Source organism: Rhodococcus sp. JG-3, from assembly GCF_000482405.1.
Lineage (GTDB): Bacteria > Actinomycetota > Actinomycetes > Mycobacteriales > Mycobacteriaceae > Rhodococcoides > Rhodococcoides fascians.
Genome location: NZ_KI519398.1, coordinates 3,590,573 through 3,606,238, shown reverse-complemented (window position 1 = coordinate 3,606,238; position 15,666 = coordinate 3,590,573). Strand labels below are relative to the sequence as shown.

Here is a 15,666-nt window from a genome sequence, read left to right as displayed (position 1 = left end):
CTGCGATAGAGAACAAGGCGTCCAGCGGCTACGCTCGCAACCGTGAGCCGACGTACGAAGATTGTCTGCACCCTTGGACCCGCAACCGCAACCACAGAGCGCATCCGCGAACTCGTCGAGAGTGGAATGGATGTCGCACGACTGAACTTCAGCCATGGCGATCACCCCGATCACCAGGCCAACTACGAGAGAGTTCGCGCCGCATCGGACGCCACCGGCAAAGCCGTGGGCATCCTGGCCGACCTGCAGGGACCGAAGATCCGACTCGGCCGATTCGCCGAGGGCTCCACCACCTGGGCCGCCGGTGAACTGATCCGCATCACCGTCGAGGAGTGCGAGGGCACCCACGATCGTGTGTCGACCACGTACAAGGAGCTGGCTCAGGACGCCAAGGAAGGCGACCGCCTGCTCGTCGACGACGGCAAGGTCGGCCTGGTCGTCACCGGCGTCGAAGGCAACGACGTGCTGTGTCGGGTCACCGAGGGTGGTCCGGTCAGTAACAACAAGGGCGTCTCCCTGCCCGGCATGGACGTCTCTGTTCCTGCCATGAGCGAGAAGGACATTGCGGACCTCGAGTTCGCCCTCGCGCTCGGATGCGATTTCATCGCGCTCTCGTTCGTGCGCTCTCCTGCCGATGTCGAACTCGTCCACGCAGTCATGGACCGCGTCGGCCGCCGAGTTCCGGTCATTGCCAAGCTCGAGAAGCCCGAGGCCGTCGACAATCTCGAAGCCATCGTGCTGGCGTTCGATGCGATCATGGTCGCCCGCGGTGACCTCGGCGTCGAATTGCCACTCGAGCAGGTGCCCCTGGTGCAGAAGCGCGCCATCCAGATCGCCCGCGCCAACGCCAAGCCCGTCATCGTTGCGACCCAGATGCTCGAATCGATGATCGAGAACTCCCGCCCGACCCGCGCCGAGGCATCCGACGTTGCCAACGCAGTGCTCGACGGTACCGACGCGGTCATGCTGTCCGGCGAGACCTCGGTCGGCAAGTACGTCATGGAGACGGTGCGGACGATGGCTCGGATCGTCGAGACCGTGGAAACCGAAGGCGACAGCGTTCCTCCTCTGACCCACGTTCCTCGCACCAAGCGCGGTGTCATTTCCTACGCCGCCCGCGATATCGGCGAGCGTCTGGACGCGAAGGCCCTCGTGGCCTTCACCCAGTCGGGCGACACCGTGCGACGGTTGGCACGCCTCCACACCAAACTGCCGTTGCTCGCATTCACCTCGATCTCCGAGGTCCGCAGTCAGCTGTCCCTGAGCTGGGGCACCGAGACGTTCCTGGTTCCCGATGTGGGCTCGACCGACGCGATGGTCAAAGAGGTCGACAAGGCGTTGCTCGAACTCGGTCGTTACAACCGAGGCGATCAGGTCGTGATCGTCGCCGGTGCCCCTCCCGGCACAGTAGGCTCGACCAACTTGATCCATGTGCACCGAATCGGAGAAGAGGACCGGTAAGTGGTCGAAGCGGGGGGAACCGGCGTCAGCGAGAGCGCGCCGAGCAGTACAGCAGTACGCGGAACCGATCTCGAAACCCTTCTTGGTCTCCTCGCCCTCGAGGAGACCGAGGAGGATGTGTTCATCGGACAGCATCCGGAGCAGGTGGGGAGCCGGACGTTCGGTGGGCAGCTCGTCGCTCAGGCGCTCATCGCCGCCGGCCGGACCGTATCCGGAACGTCCCGGGACGTTCATGCGATCAATGCGCACTTCATCCGCGGTGGTGACGTCAAGAAGCCCATTGAATACCGGGTGAGTCGTCAGCGCGACGGCCGGGCGTTCGCCAACCGGCAGGTCACTGCGCTGCAGGACTGTAACGAGCTGTTCGTCATGCTCGCTGCTTTCCAGGATTTCGGTAAGGGCCTCGAGCACAGCGTCGAGGTGCCCGAGGTTCCGTATCCCGATGCTCTGCCGCCTCTCGGCGACCACTTCGTGGGGTTCGAGGACCGACTGCAGATGTTCGTCGATGCACTCAAACCGATCGACATGCGGTACGCGAACGATCCGGCGTGGATCATGCACGGCACCGGTGAGAAGCTCAACCACAATCGGGTGTGGATGAAAGCGGACGGCGATCTGCCGGACGAGTCGATCTTTCACGCCGCGACCATGGGCTACGCGTCGGACACCACGGTGCTCGATTCGATCATCACCACCCATGGACTGTCCTGGGGACTCGACCGCATCGTGGCGGCGACGGTCAACCACTCCATCTGGTTTCACCGACCGTTCCGATTCGACGAGTGGGCTCTGTATGCGACCGAATCGCCGGTCGCGGCCGGATCGCGGGGACTCGCCACCGGCCGATTCTTCTCGATGGACGGTCAGTTGCTCGCAACCGTCGTGCAGGAGGGCCTCATTCGCCACTTCCCGAAACGCGTTCGCGCCTGAGTGCTGCCGACCACAGTCGAGTCTTGGCTTCGAGGGTGAGTGAGGCGTGCGCTGGACTGGTGGACGGCAGACGGATGCACTCGACGTCCTGCTGCACCGCGTTCGCGACGTATCTGCGATAGCTGTCGGCAGCTTTGGCTCCGTTGAACAGCACGGTGTCGATGCCGGGATGGCCGGCGATGAGGTTCGCGACATCGTTTGCCACGATGGATGATTCGACTATGGCCGAGTCCAGGCTTCCGGTCCGAGTACACAGCTTCAGTACGTCCCATACGGCAATCCCGCTGCGCGCCAGTCTCTCTGTTCGTGCCTCGTACGCAAATTCCGGCCCGGCACCGAACAACGTTCCCATGATCGGCCAGAAGGCATTTCGGGGATGGGCGTAATACTGCTGAGCAGCGAGCGACGCGACACCGGGCATCGAACCGAGTATCAGCGTATGAGCATGCTCGTCGACTATCGGTTCGAAGCTGTGCACGACGTTCATGTCGCGATTACAGCAAACAGCGCGCGCAGGCACTCGGGTGGGACCACAATGGAGAGATGTTGGATCCACGCGTACTCGACAACAACGAACTCGAAGCCGAACTCGCCGCCCTGCGCAGAGGACGCGACGCCGCGATGGACGAAGGCGCGCGCGACGTCTCGACCGCCGACACCGACCATCTCATCGCCCGCTTCGAGGACGAGATTCGCAGGCGTCACCAGGACGGTGAGTCCGATCAGCCCAGCGCGGATCTGCCCTGACCGAGGATCAGCACGGCGCACGCCGCCGTCGACGAGATGATCCGGACGGTGTTCCACCGTGTCCAGTTCGACGTGAACGACTGCCACATGTCGGCTCCCGACGGACTCGCCGGATCCACCGCTGCCAATGCATCGTTGAGTGGGACGTTGAACGCCACCGTGACCACGAAGCAGCCCACCACGTAGAGCCCTGCTCCCGCGCCGACCCAGGTCGATCGCCCACCCTCCGTGGTGATTGCGAGAACGGTTGCGAGAGAACAGGTCAACGCCGTACCGACGAACAGCGTCAGAAACAGTGGGTTGAGGATCGCGGCGTTCGATCTCTGCATCGCGGCGATCGCGTCGGGCACCGGTAACGACGCCAGGCCAGGAAGAACACTGACCGAGAACGCGAGCATGACGCCCGCGACGAGGCCGCATCCGACTGCTGCGACCAGGGTGGCGATCGAGGAGATCTTGTCGATCATCGGTTTTCCTTCCCGGGGATTCGTCGTGCGCTTCCGACCTTTCCGCGTCACGGGTGGATGGACAATGCGCGCGGGGCTCGAATTCATGTCCGATCGTCCCGGCCGTGGGGGACAATTGTCCGGTGCGTGGAGCCGACCCCTGGAAGTCACCCGATCCGCTCGGTGAGGCTTTGCATTTCCTCCGAATGACCGGGTCCTTCTACGTGCGTTCCGAGATGAGTGGCTCGTGGGGGCTGGCCCTGCCCGCGATGGACGACGCTGTGTGGTTCCACACCGTGGTCGACGGGTCGTGTGTGCTGTCGGTCCCCGGGGAGTCGACGCGTGAGCTCGTTCCCGGCGACTTCGCGTTGGTTCCCGACGGGCGTGGGCACGTATTGGCGGCCGACATCGAGTCTGTCGGCGACGCGACCAGCGTGTACGAGGTGCCACACGATTACGTCAGCGACCGGTACGCGGTGATCGACCAGTGCGATGCGAGCGGACCCGACACCGTGTTGGTCTGCGGGGCCGTCCGGATGGATCATCCTGCGGCGCAGCAGCTTCTTCGGCTGCTACCGGCGGTGATCGTGATCGACGCAGACAGCGAACCACGGCGCGCACGTATGCAGAACATCCTCGCCATGGTGGCCGACGAGGCACGATCGCTCGAACCCGGGGGAGAGGCAGTGATCACCAGGCTTTCCGACGTTCTGGTGATTCAGGCGTTGAGGTCATGGATTGTGGACACTCCGAGCGCGCAGTCCGGTTGGCTGGGAGCGTTGCAGGACGAGCGGATCGGAGGCGCGCTGGCTCGCATTCATCGAAATCCCGACGAGCGGTGGACCGTTGCGGCACTGGCGTCGAGTGCACACATGTCACGTTCGGCGTTCTCGGCTCGATTTACCGCATTGGTCGGCGATTCGGTGATGAGTTATCTGGCGACGTGGCGGATGCAGGTCGCGTACGACACATTGCGGTCCGAGGACGTGGTGCTGGCCGAATTGGCCAGGCGCAGTGGCTATTTGTCGGAGGCAGCATTCGGCAAAGCATTCAAACGGGCGATGGGAGTCTCTCCGGGGAGTGTGCGTCGTCGTCGGGACGTGGCGTTGGTGCCGGTTCAGTCGAGTAGATGACGGAGATACACGTTCGGATCGTCGAGATATCGCCGCCAGTGCTGGACCAATTCGAGTTCGTCCCAGGTGCTTCGGCGCAGACCGTGTTCACCCACTTCGACGATGTCCGCACCGGGTGTCGAAGCCAGGATCGGTGAATGCGTGGCACAGACGAGCTGTGCCCCCTCCTCGCCCAAGTGGGACATCAGCGCGACCAGGTTCAGGCACGCGGTGAACGACAGGGCCGACTCCGGTTCGTCCAGCACATAGAAGCCCGGTTCGGCCAACATCGCACCGAACATGGTGAGAAAGCCCTCACCGTGGCTCATTTCGGCGGTGTTCTCGTCCCAGAAGCCCGGCATGCCGCCGAGGTTCTCGGCCATCTCGAATGCAGTCTCGGCGCGCAGGAAGAATCCCCGCTTCTGCTCGCGCGGACCCCGCAGCATGCGCGCGCCTCGTGGCGTGGTCTCGAGTTCGAGCACCTCGCCGAGGACGCTCGTCACCTCGTCCAGTCGACGAGACTTCTGCGCTGCCCGACCCCCGCGGGCGTCGATGCCGAAACGCTCTGCGATTGCCTCTACGAGAGTCGACTTACCGGAACCGTTGTCGCCCAACAGAATTGTGACCGGTGCGAGAAACTCGAGTCCCTCGCGCGCGAGGTCGGCGACAGCGGGAACGGTGAAGGGCCACTCCGATCCCACATCGTCGGCGTGGACAAAGGCGCGCTCTACGAACATGATTCAGGCGGTGACCAGGCGGTCGACGTAACCGGTTTCGTGGGCGGAGTCGGCGCTGCAGGTGTAGTAGACCCACTGAGCGGACTGGTCCGCGGAATCTCCGAAACGGTGGTCGACCTTCTGCGCGCACAATTTGCCCGCGCTGGTGTCATGGCAACGAAGACTGCTGGGTATGTACATCACCCCACTGTAGGCGTGATCGGGAGTGGACCCGACCGCTGTCGCGGCCGGTCGATCGTGCTGTGGTGCCCTCGGTGAGACTCGAACTCACACTGGACGGGTTTTGAATCCGTTTCCTCTGCCAATTGGGATACGAGGGCTGGCGTCTTTCAAGCAACGATTGACGAGTGTAGAAGATGCGCTTTCGGCCCCGTGCACCGGTACCCTTCAGTTGCTCGATGCCCCCGAGCGGCGACGACTGTCGAAGGAGACCGGTACAGATGAATGCTCCTGATACGCACGGTACTGGCAAGCCTGCGCTGCGGGTGGTGGTCGCGGAAGACGAATCCCTGATTCGTCTCGACCTGGTGGAGATGCTCCGCGAAGAGGGATACGACGTGGTCGGTGAGGCCGCGGATGGTCAGCAGGCTGTGGAACTGGCTGTCGAACTTCGACCGGATCTGGTGATCATGGACGTGAAGATGCCGCGTCGTGACGGCATCGACGCGGCCTCCGAGATCGCGGAGAAGCGGATCGCGCCGGTGGTGATTCTCACAGCGTTCAGTCAGCGAGAGCTCGTGGAGAAGGCGCGCGATGCGGGTGCGATGGCCTATCTGGTCAAACCGTTCACCAAGGCCGATCTGATGCCTGCAGTCGAGTTGGCCGCGAGCCGATTCGGCGAGATCTCTGCGCTCGAATCGGAGATCGCCGATCTTCAGGACCGACTCGAGACCCGCAAGCTGATCGAGAAGGCCAAGGGCGTCCTGATGGAGTCGCAATCGCTGACGGAACCGCAGGCGTTCAAGTGGATTCAGCGTGCCGCGATGGACCGACGCACGACGATGAAGGCGGTAGCCGAGGTCGTGATCGAAACACTCGGTACTCCGGCGAACAACCCTGTGGCAGAGAGCTGATCGGCCCGCGGAAAGCTACGGCCACGTAAAACTTCGACCTCTTAGGTCACAGTCAGGTCACGAGCGTCGTTCTAGGCCTTGCGAACCGGTTTCGAGCATTAGCGTCTGGTTCACACGTGAGCCACATGTAACTCAGGTGAGCTTCAACGACGAGCAATTTCAAGGAGAACCTAGATGGCAATTCGGACCTATGTCCGCACGGCTGCAGTGCTGAGCGTCACCTCGCTCGCACTGTTCGGCTGTTCGTCGAGCGACGACTCGGGCTCGACCGACTCCACCAGTGCCAGCGGCGGCACGTCGGCCGCGGAAACGACCGTCTCCACCGACTGCACTCCTGAGCAGGCCACCGCCGGATCCACTCCCGACACGTCGCCGCTGGTGGTAGGAACCCTCCTTCCCGAGACCGGCACCCTGGCCTTCCTCGGACCACCCGAGGTCGCCGGTGTCCAGCTGGCCGTCAACGATGTCAACGGTGCGGGCGGCGTCCTCGACCAGCCCGTCACGCTCATCCCCGGTGACTCGGGCGACACCACCACCGACACCGCCAACACCACGGTCGACCGTCTGCTCGCCGGCGGCTCGAACGTCATCGTCGGTGCGGCGTCGTCCTCGGTGTCGCTCAAGGTCATCGACAAGATCGCCAGCGCGGGTGTCGTGCAGTTCTCGCCTGCCAACACCTCCGACCAGTTCGTCTGCTACCCGGACAAGGGCCAGTACTTCCGTACCGCGCCCACCGATGTGCTGCAGGCACAGGCACTTTCGCAGCTGATCGCCGAGGACGGCGCGCAGCGCGTCGCCATCCTGGCTCTCAACGACCCCTATGGAACGGGCCTGGCCAAGAACACCGCCGACAACCTCGAAGAGGCCGGCATCGCGGCAGACCAGATCCAGACCACGATCTACGACCCGAACGCACAGTCGTTCAACGCCGAGGTCGACGGCGTGAAGAACTTCAACCCGGATGCCGTCGCCATCATCGGCTTCGAGGAGTCCGCGAAGATCATCACCCGTATGCACGAGATCGGCATCGGACCGTCCGACGGCACGTTGGTCTACGGCGTCGACGGCAACATGGGCAACGCACTCGGTGAGTCGGTCGCTGCAGGCCTGCTCGACACGATGCGCGGCACCACCCCGCTGACCGACGTCGGCACCGCGTTCCAGGACCGACTCAAGGGCGTGGATCCGGCATTGGTCGACTTCAACTACGCCGGTGAGTCCTACGACGCGGTCGTCATCTCGGCGCTGGCAGCCGAGCAGGCGAAGTCGACGGCAGGCACCGACATCGCTGCCAACATCAACAGCATCACCAAGGACGGCACGAAGTGCACGAGCTACACCGAGTGCCTCCCGCTCGTCAAGGCCGGCACCGATATCGACTACGACGGAGTCACCGGCGCGCTGAACTTCAGTGACGCAGGCGAGCCCGCCACCGGTTCCTACGGCAACCTGGTCTTCGGACCGGACAACAAGCTGACGACGGACGGATACATCGTCGTCGGTGAGTGATCTGTAGCTGCTACACAGCCTCCGGGCCCGAGTCCTGACATCAGGACTCGGGCCCGGAGTCGTTCGAATACACCGCGTTGGGTACCTATGGCGCAGGTACGAGAAAGCCCCGACTCGAACTATGTCGAGTCGGGGCTTCCTGCCGAGAAGGTCAGGCCTTCTTTTCTTTGCTTCCCGCGAGAGTGCCGAGGTAAAGCTCGATCACCTTGGGATCGTTCATCAACGCCGGCCCGGTATCGGTGTAGGCGTTGCGACCTTGATCGAGAACATAGCCGCGGTCGCAGATCTGCAGGCAGCGGCGGGCATTCTGCTCGACCATGATGATCGAGACGCCCGCCGCGTTGATCTTCTTGCAGCGGATGAAGACCTCGTCCTGGAACATCGGCGACAAGCCTGCCGACGGTTCGTCGAGCAGCAGCACCGACGGTTCCATCATCAGGGCCCGCCCCATCGCCACCATCTGGCGCTCACCGCCGGACAATGCACCTGCCTTGACCTTCTTGCGTTCGCCGAGCAGTGGGAACAACTCGCTGACGAAGTCGAACCGCTCACCGAACTTCTTGGGCCGCAGATAGATTCCCATCTCGAGGTTTTCCTCGATCGTGAGCGATGGGAACACGTTCTGCGTCTGGGGCACGTATCCGACGCCCTTGGTCACCAGGACGTGCGCCTCGGCGGAAGTGATGTTGTCACCGCGCAGCTTCACACTGCCCTCGCGGACCGCCACGAGGCCGAACAACGTCTTGAGCAGAGTCGACTTGCCGGCACCGTTGGGTCCGATGATGCCGACGATCTCGCCGTCGTTCAGAAAGAAGTTGCACTCACTGAGGATGTTCACACCGGGGATGTACCCGGCAACCAGACCGTCGGCGCGCAGTAACGCTCCTTCGGCCAGACGCGCATGCTCGCCCGGCGTAGCCGCAAACTCGGCCGGCGTCAGAGTTTGTTCGCTCATCAGTTGTCCTCCTTGGCTCGGTGCGAGCCGCCCGCAGCAGTGTCGGTGGCTGCGGGGCTGACGAACTCCGGTTCCGAAAGATCGCCTCCTGCTTGCAGTTCCTCCACCTCGGCTTGCTTCAATGCCTCGGCCAGTTCGGCGGTGGCTCCGACGGGATTGCCGTCGGCGTCGAATTCGAGTGCTTGATCGTGATGGCTGCCGAGATAGGCATCGACGACGGCACCGTTGTTGGAGAGCTCTTCCGGGGTGGACTCGGCGATGATGCTGCCCTGAGCCATCACCACCACCCAGTCGCTGATGTCGCGGATGACATCCATGTCGTGTTCGACGAACACGACTGTCATGCCGTCGTCGCGCAGCGACTTGATGTGGCCCAGAAGCGATTGCGTCAGAGCGGGATTGACCCCGGCCATCGGCTCGTCGAGCATGACGACCGACGGATCGGTCATCAACGCTCGCGCCATCTCCAGGAGTTTGCGCTGGCCACCGGACAACGAGCCGGCCAGATCGTCGGCCTTGGCGTCGAGTTTGAAGCGCCCCAGCAGTTCGTAGGCACGTTCGGTGATCTGACGTTCCTGTGCCTTCCACGTCCACGGCATGAACGTGTTGATCATGCGCTCGCCGCGTTGGCCCGTCGCGCCCAGTCGAACGTTGTCCAGCACAGTCAGTTTCGACAGTGCCTTCGTCAACTGGAAGGTGCGCACGACGCCTTTGCGTGCCACCTGATGTGGATGCATCCGTCCGAGTTCCTGACCGTCCATCGACCACGTGCCGGTGTCGGGTCGGTCGAATCCGGTGAGCAGGTTGAACAGTGTGGTCTTACCCGCGCCGTTCGGTCCGATCAGACCGGTGATGCATCCGCGCTGGATCTCGAGGTGCGCCACGTCGACGGCCTTGAGGCCGCCGAAGGTACGCGAGACCCCGTCGACCACCAATGTCGCGTCGGGCTTGGCTGCCCCGGGCTCGTTGGCGACGCCGGCGAACAGACTGGCACGCTGATCGCTCGACAGTGCTTTGGCCGCACGTGCTTCGAGTGTGCTGGCTTTCTTGCTCGGTGTCGCATCTGCGGCGGCACCGGTGCTCGGGTCAGGCATTGAGTTGAACCTCTCGCTTGTTGCCGAGAATGCCCTGGGGTCTGAACACCATCAGCACGGCGATCAGGATTCCCAGGAGTACGAATCGGGTGGCACCGACCTGGGCACCGGTGAGGTTGAGCACCGGATCGTCGCCCGAGATCAGTTGCCGCAGAATCGCGTCGGGAATGGACAGCAGGAACCAGAACAGCATTGCGCCGATCACGGGGCCGAACACCGTTGCGGCACCGCCGAGAATGAGAGCGCCGAACGCGAAGAACGTCTGCGCGGTCGAATAGAAGTCGGGGTTGATCGACTGCGTCTGCAGTGCGTTGAACACCCCGCCCATACCGCCGATCACGCCGCCGAGAACGAGTGCCTGCATCTTGTAGACGAACACGTTCTTACCCAGCGACCGGGCAGCGTCCTCGTCTTCACGAACCGCCTTGAGAACGCGACCCCACGGGCTGTGTGTCAGCAGGTAGACGACCCCGCACAGCAGCAGTACCAACGTCCAGCCGACGAGCATGGCCCACAGGTCGTTACCCAGGAACCGAACGCCGATGAAGCTGTACGTCTTTCCACCCTCGAACGGGCTGAGGTTGGTGAACGGAGCTGCGAATCCGGTGATGCCGTTGGTGGACTTGGTCACCGAATCGGTTGCGGTGGAGCGGAATACCAGTCGCAGGATTTCCGATGCGGCGATCGTCACGATGGCGAGATAATCCGCTCGCAATCGCAGGGTCGGAATGCCGAGCACCAGAGCCAGCAGGCCGGCCGCAGCGAGACCGACCAGAATGCCGAGCCACAGTGGCTGCTCGTAGGTGATCGTGGTGATGCCGACGCCGTAGCCGCCGAGCAGGGCGAAGCCGATCTGGCCGAAGTTGAGCAGGCCGGCGTAGCCGAAGTGCAGGTTCAGGCCGATGGCGAGCAGTGCGTAGAAGATGGCCGACGGGCCGACCAGCTGAGCAAGAGAGATCTGAAGTGCGCCGATGATATCCATGTGCAGGTCACCCGATCCTTTGTCGCGAGCCGAGGATGCCCTGAGGACGGACGACGAGGATGAGAATCAAGACGAGCAACCCTCCGATGTATTTGAGGTCGGGATTGATGACCAACGTCGACCACTGCACGAGCAGACCCACGATGACGCAACCGAGGAATGCGCCGTAGGCCGTGCCGAGTCCTCCGAGCGTGATTCCGGCGAACATGAGCAGTAGGAGTTTGAAGCCCATCTCCCATTGCACGCGGCCGCCGAGTTCGGAGAGCCCGAACAGCACGCCGCCGAGGGCAGCCAGGCCGCCACCGAGGCACCAGACGAACGTCACGACGCGCTCGACGTTGATACCCGACGAGGCAGCCAGATCACGGTTGTCGGCCACCGCACGCATGGCTTTACCGATCTTGGTGCGCTGCAGCATCAGTGCGACGCCGATGAGGACGACGACGCTGATGACGATGCAGGCGAGGTTGACGTTGGTGATCGACAGTGGGCCCCAGTCGTTCTCGGTCTGAGCCTGGTAGTCGTCGAATGGCTCCGAGCGGTCGGAGAAGAAGATCAGGATGAGGTAGCGCAGCGCAATGGCGAGTCCGATCGTGACCACCAGCTGAGCGATCAGGCCGGTTCGACGTTTACGCAACGGCCGCCAGATCAGGGCGTTGTTGAGCCAGCCGATCGCGACTCCGACAATGATGGCCAGCACGGTGGCCGGGATCAGTTGTATCCCGAGGCTCACATTGAAGAACCACGCCGCGACGGCTCCGAGCGTCACGAGTTCGCCGTGTGCGAAGTTGGTCAAACCCGTCGTTCCGAAGATCAAGCTCAGACCGACCGCCGCGAGCGCGATGACCAGACCGAAGCGGAAGCCGTCGACCGTGGTGCGCACGAACTTCTCGTAGAACGGGGTGCTGGTCGCGGTCCTGGCCTCACCGAAGGAGAAGATGACGGTGTTCGAGCGACCGGCCTGCACGTCGCGCTCGACCTCGCCCTGCACGCTCACCCCGTCGGGGAGCGTTTCCTGGACCACCTGGAATGTGTATGTGCCAGGCGACAATTCGAGAGTCCAGCGTCCGCCGGTCTCGCTGGTGGTGCGGGCCACTTCGCTGCCCGACGCGTCGAGCGCCGCAACATCGACCCCTTCGAGGCGTTCTCCACCGTTGTTGAGCGATCCCGCGACGCTGACGGCGTCTGCGGGCGGTGCCTGTTCGGCACTGGTTCCCGGTGCCGCCGGGGGAGTGGGGGTAGGTTCCTGCGCCAACGCAGGCGCACTGAACAGCAGCGCCGCAATGGAACTCAGGATGGCGAGTAGGAGTGTTCGCTGGAATACGCGAACTGCAGATCTTGCGCGCAACCTCGGTGGTTGCACCTTTCTGGTCCATCGAACATTTGGAGCCACGCACGTCCTCCGGACGGTTGTCGTTGAGTCACGGGATGGGGATTTACTGCAATTGTCGGACTCTATCCGTTGAAACGACGCAAAATCGGCAACTGAGATTTCCGGAAAGTATCGGTTGTGTTTCGCGCTGCGGAAGATCGGTGCCGCGGCGATTGCGTCGCGGTGCCCGCATCCGGCTACGTGATGTCGGACCCGCTACCTAGACTGGTCAACCGTGAGCCCAGTAACCGACAAAAGTGCAGCACCCGCAGCCCGGACCGATGCGAAGTCAGCCGAAGAGCGTCCGACGCTGCTCCTCATCGACGGTCACTCGATGGCCTTCCGTGCCTTCTTCGCTTTGCCGGCGGACAATTTCAAGACCACGAGCGGTCAGTCCACCAATGCCGTGTACGGGTTCACCTCGATGCTGATCAACCTGTTGCGAGACGAGAAGCCGACGCACATCGCCGCCGCCTTCGACGTGTCACGGCAAACGTTCCGAGCCGAGCGGTTCCCCGAATACAAGGCGAATCGGAGCAAGACGCCGGACGAGTTCGCGGGCCAGGTGGACATCACCAAGGACGTGCTCGGTGCCATGGGCATTCCCGTGATGGCCGAGGCAGGATTCGAAGCCGACGACATCATCGCCACTCTGGTCACACAGGCCGAGGCACTGGGCTATCGCGTCCTCGTGGTCACCGGCGATCGTGACGCACTGCAGCTGGTCACCGACAACGTCACAGTGCTCTATCCCCGCAAGGGTGTCTCGGACCTGACGCGATTCACTCCGGACGAGGTCGCCAACAAATACGGTCTGACGCCCTCTCAGTACCCGGACTTCGCAGCTCTGCGCGGAGATCCGAGCGACAACCTTCCCGGCATCCCCGGCGTCGGAGAGAAGACGGCGACCAAGTGGATCATCGAATACGGGTCGCTCACCGCACTCGTCGACAACGTCGACAAGGTGAAGGGCAAGGTGGGCGACGCATTGCGGGCCAACTTGTCGAGTGTGGTGCTCAACCGCGAGCTCACCGAGATGGTGCGCGACGTGCCGTTGCCCTTCACACCTGATCAACTCGAGCTGGCCCCGTGGGATCGCGAGAAGATCCACGCCCTGTTCGACGATCTGGAGTTTCGCATCCTGCGGGATCGACTGTTCGAGACACTCGCCTCGGTCGAGCCCGAGGCAGAAGAAGGGTTCGACGTTCGGGGCGGCGTCGTCGCGCCCGGGGAGTTGGCGGCGTGGCTGGACGAGCATGCGTCCGACGGTCGGCGTAGCGGGGTATCCATCCTCGGACCACGCAGGCCGTACGACAGCGACGCGACCTCGGTGGCCATCGCGGCAGCAGACGGCGAAGGTGCCTTCGTCACCACGACGGCTCTCGACGAATCCGACGAACGCGCTCTGGCCGCGTGGTTCGCCGATGCGGATCGACCCAAAGCGCTGCACGAGGCGAAGTGGGCACTGCACGCTGTTCGTGGTCGAGGATGGACGCTCGGTGGGTTGACGACCGATACCGCGCTCGCGGCGTATCTCGTCCGGCCCGGTCAGCGGTCGTTCAACCTCGACGACTTGTCGCTGCGCTACCTCAAGCGCGAACTACGCGTCGAAGACGCGGGCGAGGGGCAGATGTCACTTCTCGACGCCGAGGACACCGCTGACGCGGCATTCGCCGAGGGCGAAATTCTCAAGGCGCGGGCGGTCATCGATTTGGCCGACGCCCTGGACGCGGAACTCGCGGCAATCGAGTCGACCACTCTGCTCTCGGAGATGGAACTGCCGCTGCTGACAGTGCTTGCCGATATCGAAGCCACGGGCATCGCAGTGGACGGCGATCACCTGCGCTCGCTGCAATCGGGTTTTGCTGCGCAGGTCGACGGGGCCGCGAATTCTGCGTACGGCGTGATCGACAAGCAGATTAATCTCGGATCGCCCAAACAGCTGCAGGTGGTGCTGTTCGAGGAACTCGACATGCCCAAGACCAAGAAGACCAAGACCGGGTACACCACCGACGCCGATGCTCTTCAGGGGCTGTTCGAAAAGACCGAGCATCCGTTCCTGAAGTTCCTGCTCGACCACCGTGATGCCACACGAATGAAGGTGACGGTGGACGGCCTGCTCAAGTCCGTCGCCGAGGACGGCCGCATTCACACCACGTTCAATCAGACCGTCGCGGCCACCGGACGACTGTCGTCGACGGAACCGAACCTGCAGAACATTCCGGTGCGGAACGAGGCGGGTCGCCACATCCGCGACGGCTTTGTGGTCGGTGCCGGCTACGACACTCTGCTCACCGCCGATTACAGCCAGATCGAGATGCGCATCATGGCGCACGTATCCGGTGACGAGGGGCTGATCGAAGCGTTCAACACCGGTGAGGACCTGCACAGCTTCGTCGGTTCGCGCGCGTTCGGCGTACCGATCGACGAGGTCACCCCGGAACTACGCCGTCGAGTCAAGGCCATGTCGTACGGCCTCGCCTACGGACTCAGCGCATTCGGCCTCGCCGCGCAGTTGAAGATCTCCACCGACGAAGCCAAGCAGCAGATGGAGGCGTACTTCGCTCGCTTCGGCGGCGTGCGCGACTACCTGCGCAACGCGGTCGAGGAAGCCCGAAAGGTGGGCTACACCTCGACGCTGTACGGCCGTCGTCGTTACCTGCCAGATCTCAACAGCGACAATCGTCAGCGTCGCGAGGTCGCCGAGCGCGCGGCACTCAACGCTCCGATCCAGGGCACTGCCGCAGACATCATCAAGGTAGCGATGATCGACGTGCACAAGTCTCTGGCGGAGTCGACCTTGAAGTCGCGCATGCTGTTGCAGGTGCACGACGAACTGGTACTCGAGGTCGTCGACTCCGAGCGCGAGGAAGTCGAGGCGTTGGTGCGCAACAAGATGTCATCGGCCATCGAATTGTCGGTGCCCCTCGAGGTGTCGGTCGGTACCGGCCGCAGTTGGGATGCCGCAGCTCACTGAGTCGGGGCCGGCTCATGCATGACGAAGGGCCGCTCACCGGATTGGCGGGTTCTAACGATCCCCGCAACACCCTCGATTTGAGGGAGTTGCGGGGATCGTGGCATGTGCTGGGTTGAAGGTGCGGTTTTTCGAGGCGTTGGACCGTGAGGACGGGAATGTCAGCGCGGCCGCACGCTGTGTCGGGGTGAACCGGAACACTGCCTTCGGGTGGGTTCGTCAGGCGGGTGTGCAAGGGCGCGGAAAGAGCGGCCGGGCCGAGCATTCGGGTCGG

The 15,666-nt window shown here is 63.3% G+C and carries 15 protein-coding genes and 1 tRNA gene; 7 read left to right on the top strand and 9 right to left on the bottom strand.

Annotated features, from left to right (window positions below):
• The first annotated feature begins 42 nt into the window (after nucleotides 1-42).
• Both pyk and K414_RS0118370 read left to right on the top strand, forming a co-directional pair.
• Nucleotides 43-1,461: a pyruvate kinase gene (pyk, locus tag K414_RS0118375; protein ID WP_027497274.1), complete on the top strand. Its 1,419-nt coding sequence runs from the start codon at nucleotides 43-45 to the stop codon at nucleotides 1,459-1,461.
• On the top strand, nucleotides 1,462-2,391 hold the full coding sequence (locus tag K414_RS0118370; protein ID WP_027497273.1) for an acyl-CoA thioesterase II: 930 nt from the start codon (nucleotides 1,462-1,464) through the stop codon (nucleotides 2,389-2,391).
• Here K414_RS0118370 and K414_RS0118365 read toward each other — a convergent pair.
• Nucleotides 2,357-2,878 (bottom strand): DNA-deoxyinosine glycosylase, encoded by a 522-nt coding sequence (locus K414_RS0118365; protein WP_027497272.1) that lies wholly within the window; start codon nucleotides 2,876-2,878, stop codon nucleotides 2,357-2,359. The genes K414_RS0118370 and K414_RS0118365 overlap by 35 nt on opposite strands.
• 56 nt (nucleotides 2,879-2,934) lie before the next feature.
• Here K414_RS0118365 and K414_RS0118360 point away from each other — a divergent pair, with 56 nt between their 5' ends.
• Nucleotides 2,935-3,138, top strand: a complete 204-nt coding sequence (locus K414_RS0118360; protein WP_027497271.1) for a hypothetical protein — start codon at nucleotides 2,935-2,937, stop codon at nucleotides 3,136-3,138.
• Here the strand turns inward: K414_RS0118360 and K414_RS0118355 are convergent.
• On the bottom strand, nucleotides 3,114-3,605 hold the full coding sequence (locus tag K414_RS0118355) for an anthrone oxygenase family protein (RefSeq protein ID WP_027497270.1): 492 nt from the start codon (nucleotides 3,603-3,605) through the stop codon (nucleotides 3,114-3,116). The two genes, K414_RS0118360 and K414_RS0118355, sit on opposite strands and share 25 nt — an antisense overlap.
• 122 nt (nucleotides 3,606-3,727) lie before the next feature.
• Here K414_RS0118355 and K414_RS0118350 point away from each other — a divergent pair, with 122 nt between their 5' ends.
• Nucleotides 3,728-4,717 carry an AraC family transcriptional regulator gene (locus K414_RS0118350; protein WP_027497269.1) on the top strand — a complete coding sequence of 330 codons (990 nt, stop codon included), beginning with the start codon at nucleotides 3,728-3,730 and terminating at the stop codon, nucleotides 4,715-4,717.
• Here the strand turns inward: K414_RS0118350 and K414_RS0118345 are convergent.
• From K414_RS0118345 to K414_RS0118335, 3 genes are all read right to left on the bottom strand, one after another.
• On the bottom strand, nucleotides 4,702-5,433 hold the full coding sequence (locus tag K414_RS0118345; RefSeq protein ID WP_027497268.1) for an AAA family ATPase: 732 nt from the start codon (nucleotides 5,431-5,433) through the stop codon (nucleotides 4,702-4,704). The genes K414_RS0118350 and K414_RS0118345 overlap by 16 nt on opposite strands.
• A gap of 3 nt (nucleotides 5,434-5,436) precedes the next feature.
• Complete coding sequence (locus K414_RS29440) at nucleotides 5,437-5,613, bottom strand: hypothetical protein (RefSeq protein WP_165430221.1); 177 nt, start codon at nucleotides 5,611-5,613, stop codon at nucleotides 5,437-5,439.
• A gap of 63 nt (nucleotides 5,614-5,676) precedes the next feature.
• Nucleotides 5,677-5,753, bottom strand: a tRNA-Leu gene (locus K414_RS0118335).
• A 120-nt stretch (nucleotides 5,754-5,873) separates the two neighbouring features.
• On the opposite strand from K414_RS0118335, the gene K414_RS0118330 reads away from it, so the two are divergent.
• Nucleotides 5,874-6,506, top strand: a complete 633-nt coding sequence (locus K414_RS0118330; RefSeq protein ID WP_027497267.1) for an ANTAR domain-containing response regulator — start codon at nucleotides 5,874-5,876, stop codon at nucleotides 6,504-6,506.
• 174 nt (nucleotides 6,507-6,680) lie between these two features.
• Nucleotides 6,681-8,015, top strand: a complete 1,335-nt coding sequence (locus K414_RS0118325; RefSeq protein ID WP_027497266.1) for an ABC transporter substrate-binding protein — start codon at nucleotides 6,681-6,683, stop codon at nucleotides 8,013-8,015.
• A gap of 151 nt (nucleotides 8,016-8,166) precedes the next feature.
• On the opposite strand, the gene K414_RS0118320 is transcribed toward K414_RS0118325, so the two are convergent.
• The 4 genes from K414_RS0118320 to K414_RS0118305 are packed head-to-tail and all read right to left on the bottom strand — an operon-like array spanning nucleotide 8,167 to nucleotide 12,394.
• A complete protein-coding gene (locus tag K414_RS0118320) occupies nucleotides 8,167-8,970 on the bottom strand; it encodes an ABC transporter ATP-binding protein (RefSeq protein ID WP_027497265.1) in 804 nt (267 codons plus the stop codon).
• On the bottom strand, nucleotides 8,970-10,064 hold the full coding sequence (locus K414_RS0118315; protein ID WP_027497264.1) for an ABC transporter ATP-binding protein: 1,095 nt from the start codon (nucleotides 10,062-10,064) through the stop codon (nucleotides 8,970-8,972). The genes K414_RS0118320 and K414_RS0118315 overlap by 1 nt, the downstream gene beginning before the upstream one ends.
• Complete coding sequence (locus tag K414_RS0118310; protein ID WP_027497263.1) at nucleotides 10,057-11,046, bottom strand: branched-chain amino acid ABC transporter permease; 990 nt, start codon at nucleotides 11,044-11,046, stop codon at nucleotides 10,057-10,059. The genes K414_RS0118315 and K414_RS0118310 overlap by 8 nt, the downstream gene beginning before the upstream one ends.
• 7 nt (nucleotides 11,047-11,053) lie before the next feature.
• Nucleotides 11,054-12,394 carry a branched-chain amino acid ABC transporter permease gene (locus tag K414_RS0118305; RefSeq protein WP_051365155.1) on the bottom strand — a complete coding sequence of 447 codons (1,341 nt, stop codon included), beginning with the start codon at nucleotides 12,392-12,394 and terminating at the stop codon, nucleotides 11,054-11,056.
• Between the two features lie 259 nt (nucleotides 12,395-12,653).
• Between K414_RS0118305 and polA the strand changes: the two genes are divergently transcribed.
• Nucleotides 12,654-15,395, top strand: a complete 2,742-nt coding sequence (polA, locus tag K414_RS0118300; protein ID WP_027497261.1) for a DNA polymerase I — start codon at nucleotides 12,654-12,656, stop codon at nucleotides 15,393-15,395.
• The last annotated feature ends 271 nt before the right edge of the window (nucleotides 15,396-15,666 follow it).

Coding starts and splice junctions, on each gene's coding strand:
- K414_RS0118365 (WP_027497272.1), bottom strand. CDS start 2,878: ATGAACGTCGTGCACAGCTTCGAACCGATAGTCGACGAGCATGCTCAT.
- K414_RS0118360 (WP_027497271.1), top strand. CDS start 2,935: ATGTTGGATCCACGCGTACTCGACAACAACGAACTCGAAGCCGAACTC.
- K414_RS0118355 (WP_027497270.1), bottom strand. CDS start 3,605: ATGATCGACAAGATCTCCTCGATCGCCACCCTGGTCGCAGCAGTCGGA.
- K414_RS0118345 (WP_027497268.1), bottom strand. CDS start 5,433: ATGTTCGTAGAGCGCGCCTTTGTCCACGCCGACGATGTGGGATCGGAG.
- K414_RS29440 (WP_165430221.1), bottom strand. CDS start 5,613: ATGTACATACCCAGCAGTCTTCGTTGCCATGACACCAGCGCGGGCAAA.
- K414_RS0118330 (WP_027497267.1), top strand. CDS start 5,874: ATGAATGCTCCTGATACGCACGGTACTGGCAAGCCTGCGCTGCGGGTG.
- K414_RS0118325 (WP_027497266.1), top strand. CDS start 6,681: ATGGCAATTCGGACCTATGTCCGCACGGCTGCAGTGCTGAGCGTCACC.
- K414_RS0118320 (WP_027497265.1), bottom strand. CDS start 8,970: ATGAGCGAACAAACTCTGACGCCGGCCGAGTTTGCGGCTACGCCGGGC.
- K414_RS0118315 (WP_027497264.1), bottom strand. CDS start 10,064: ATGCCTGACCCGAGCACCGGTGCCGCCGCAGATGCGACACCGAGCAAG.
- K414_RS0118310 (WP_027497263.1), bottom strand. CDS start 11,046: ATGGATATCATCGGCGCACTTCAGATCTCTCTTGCTCAGCTGGTCGGC.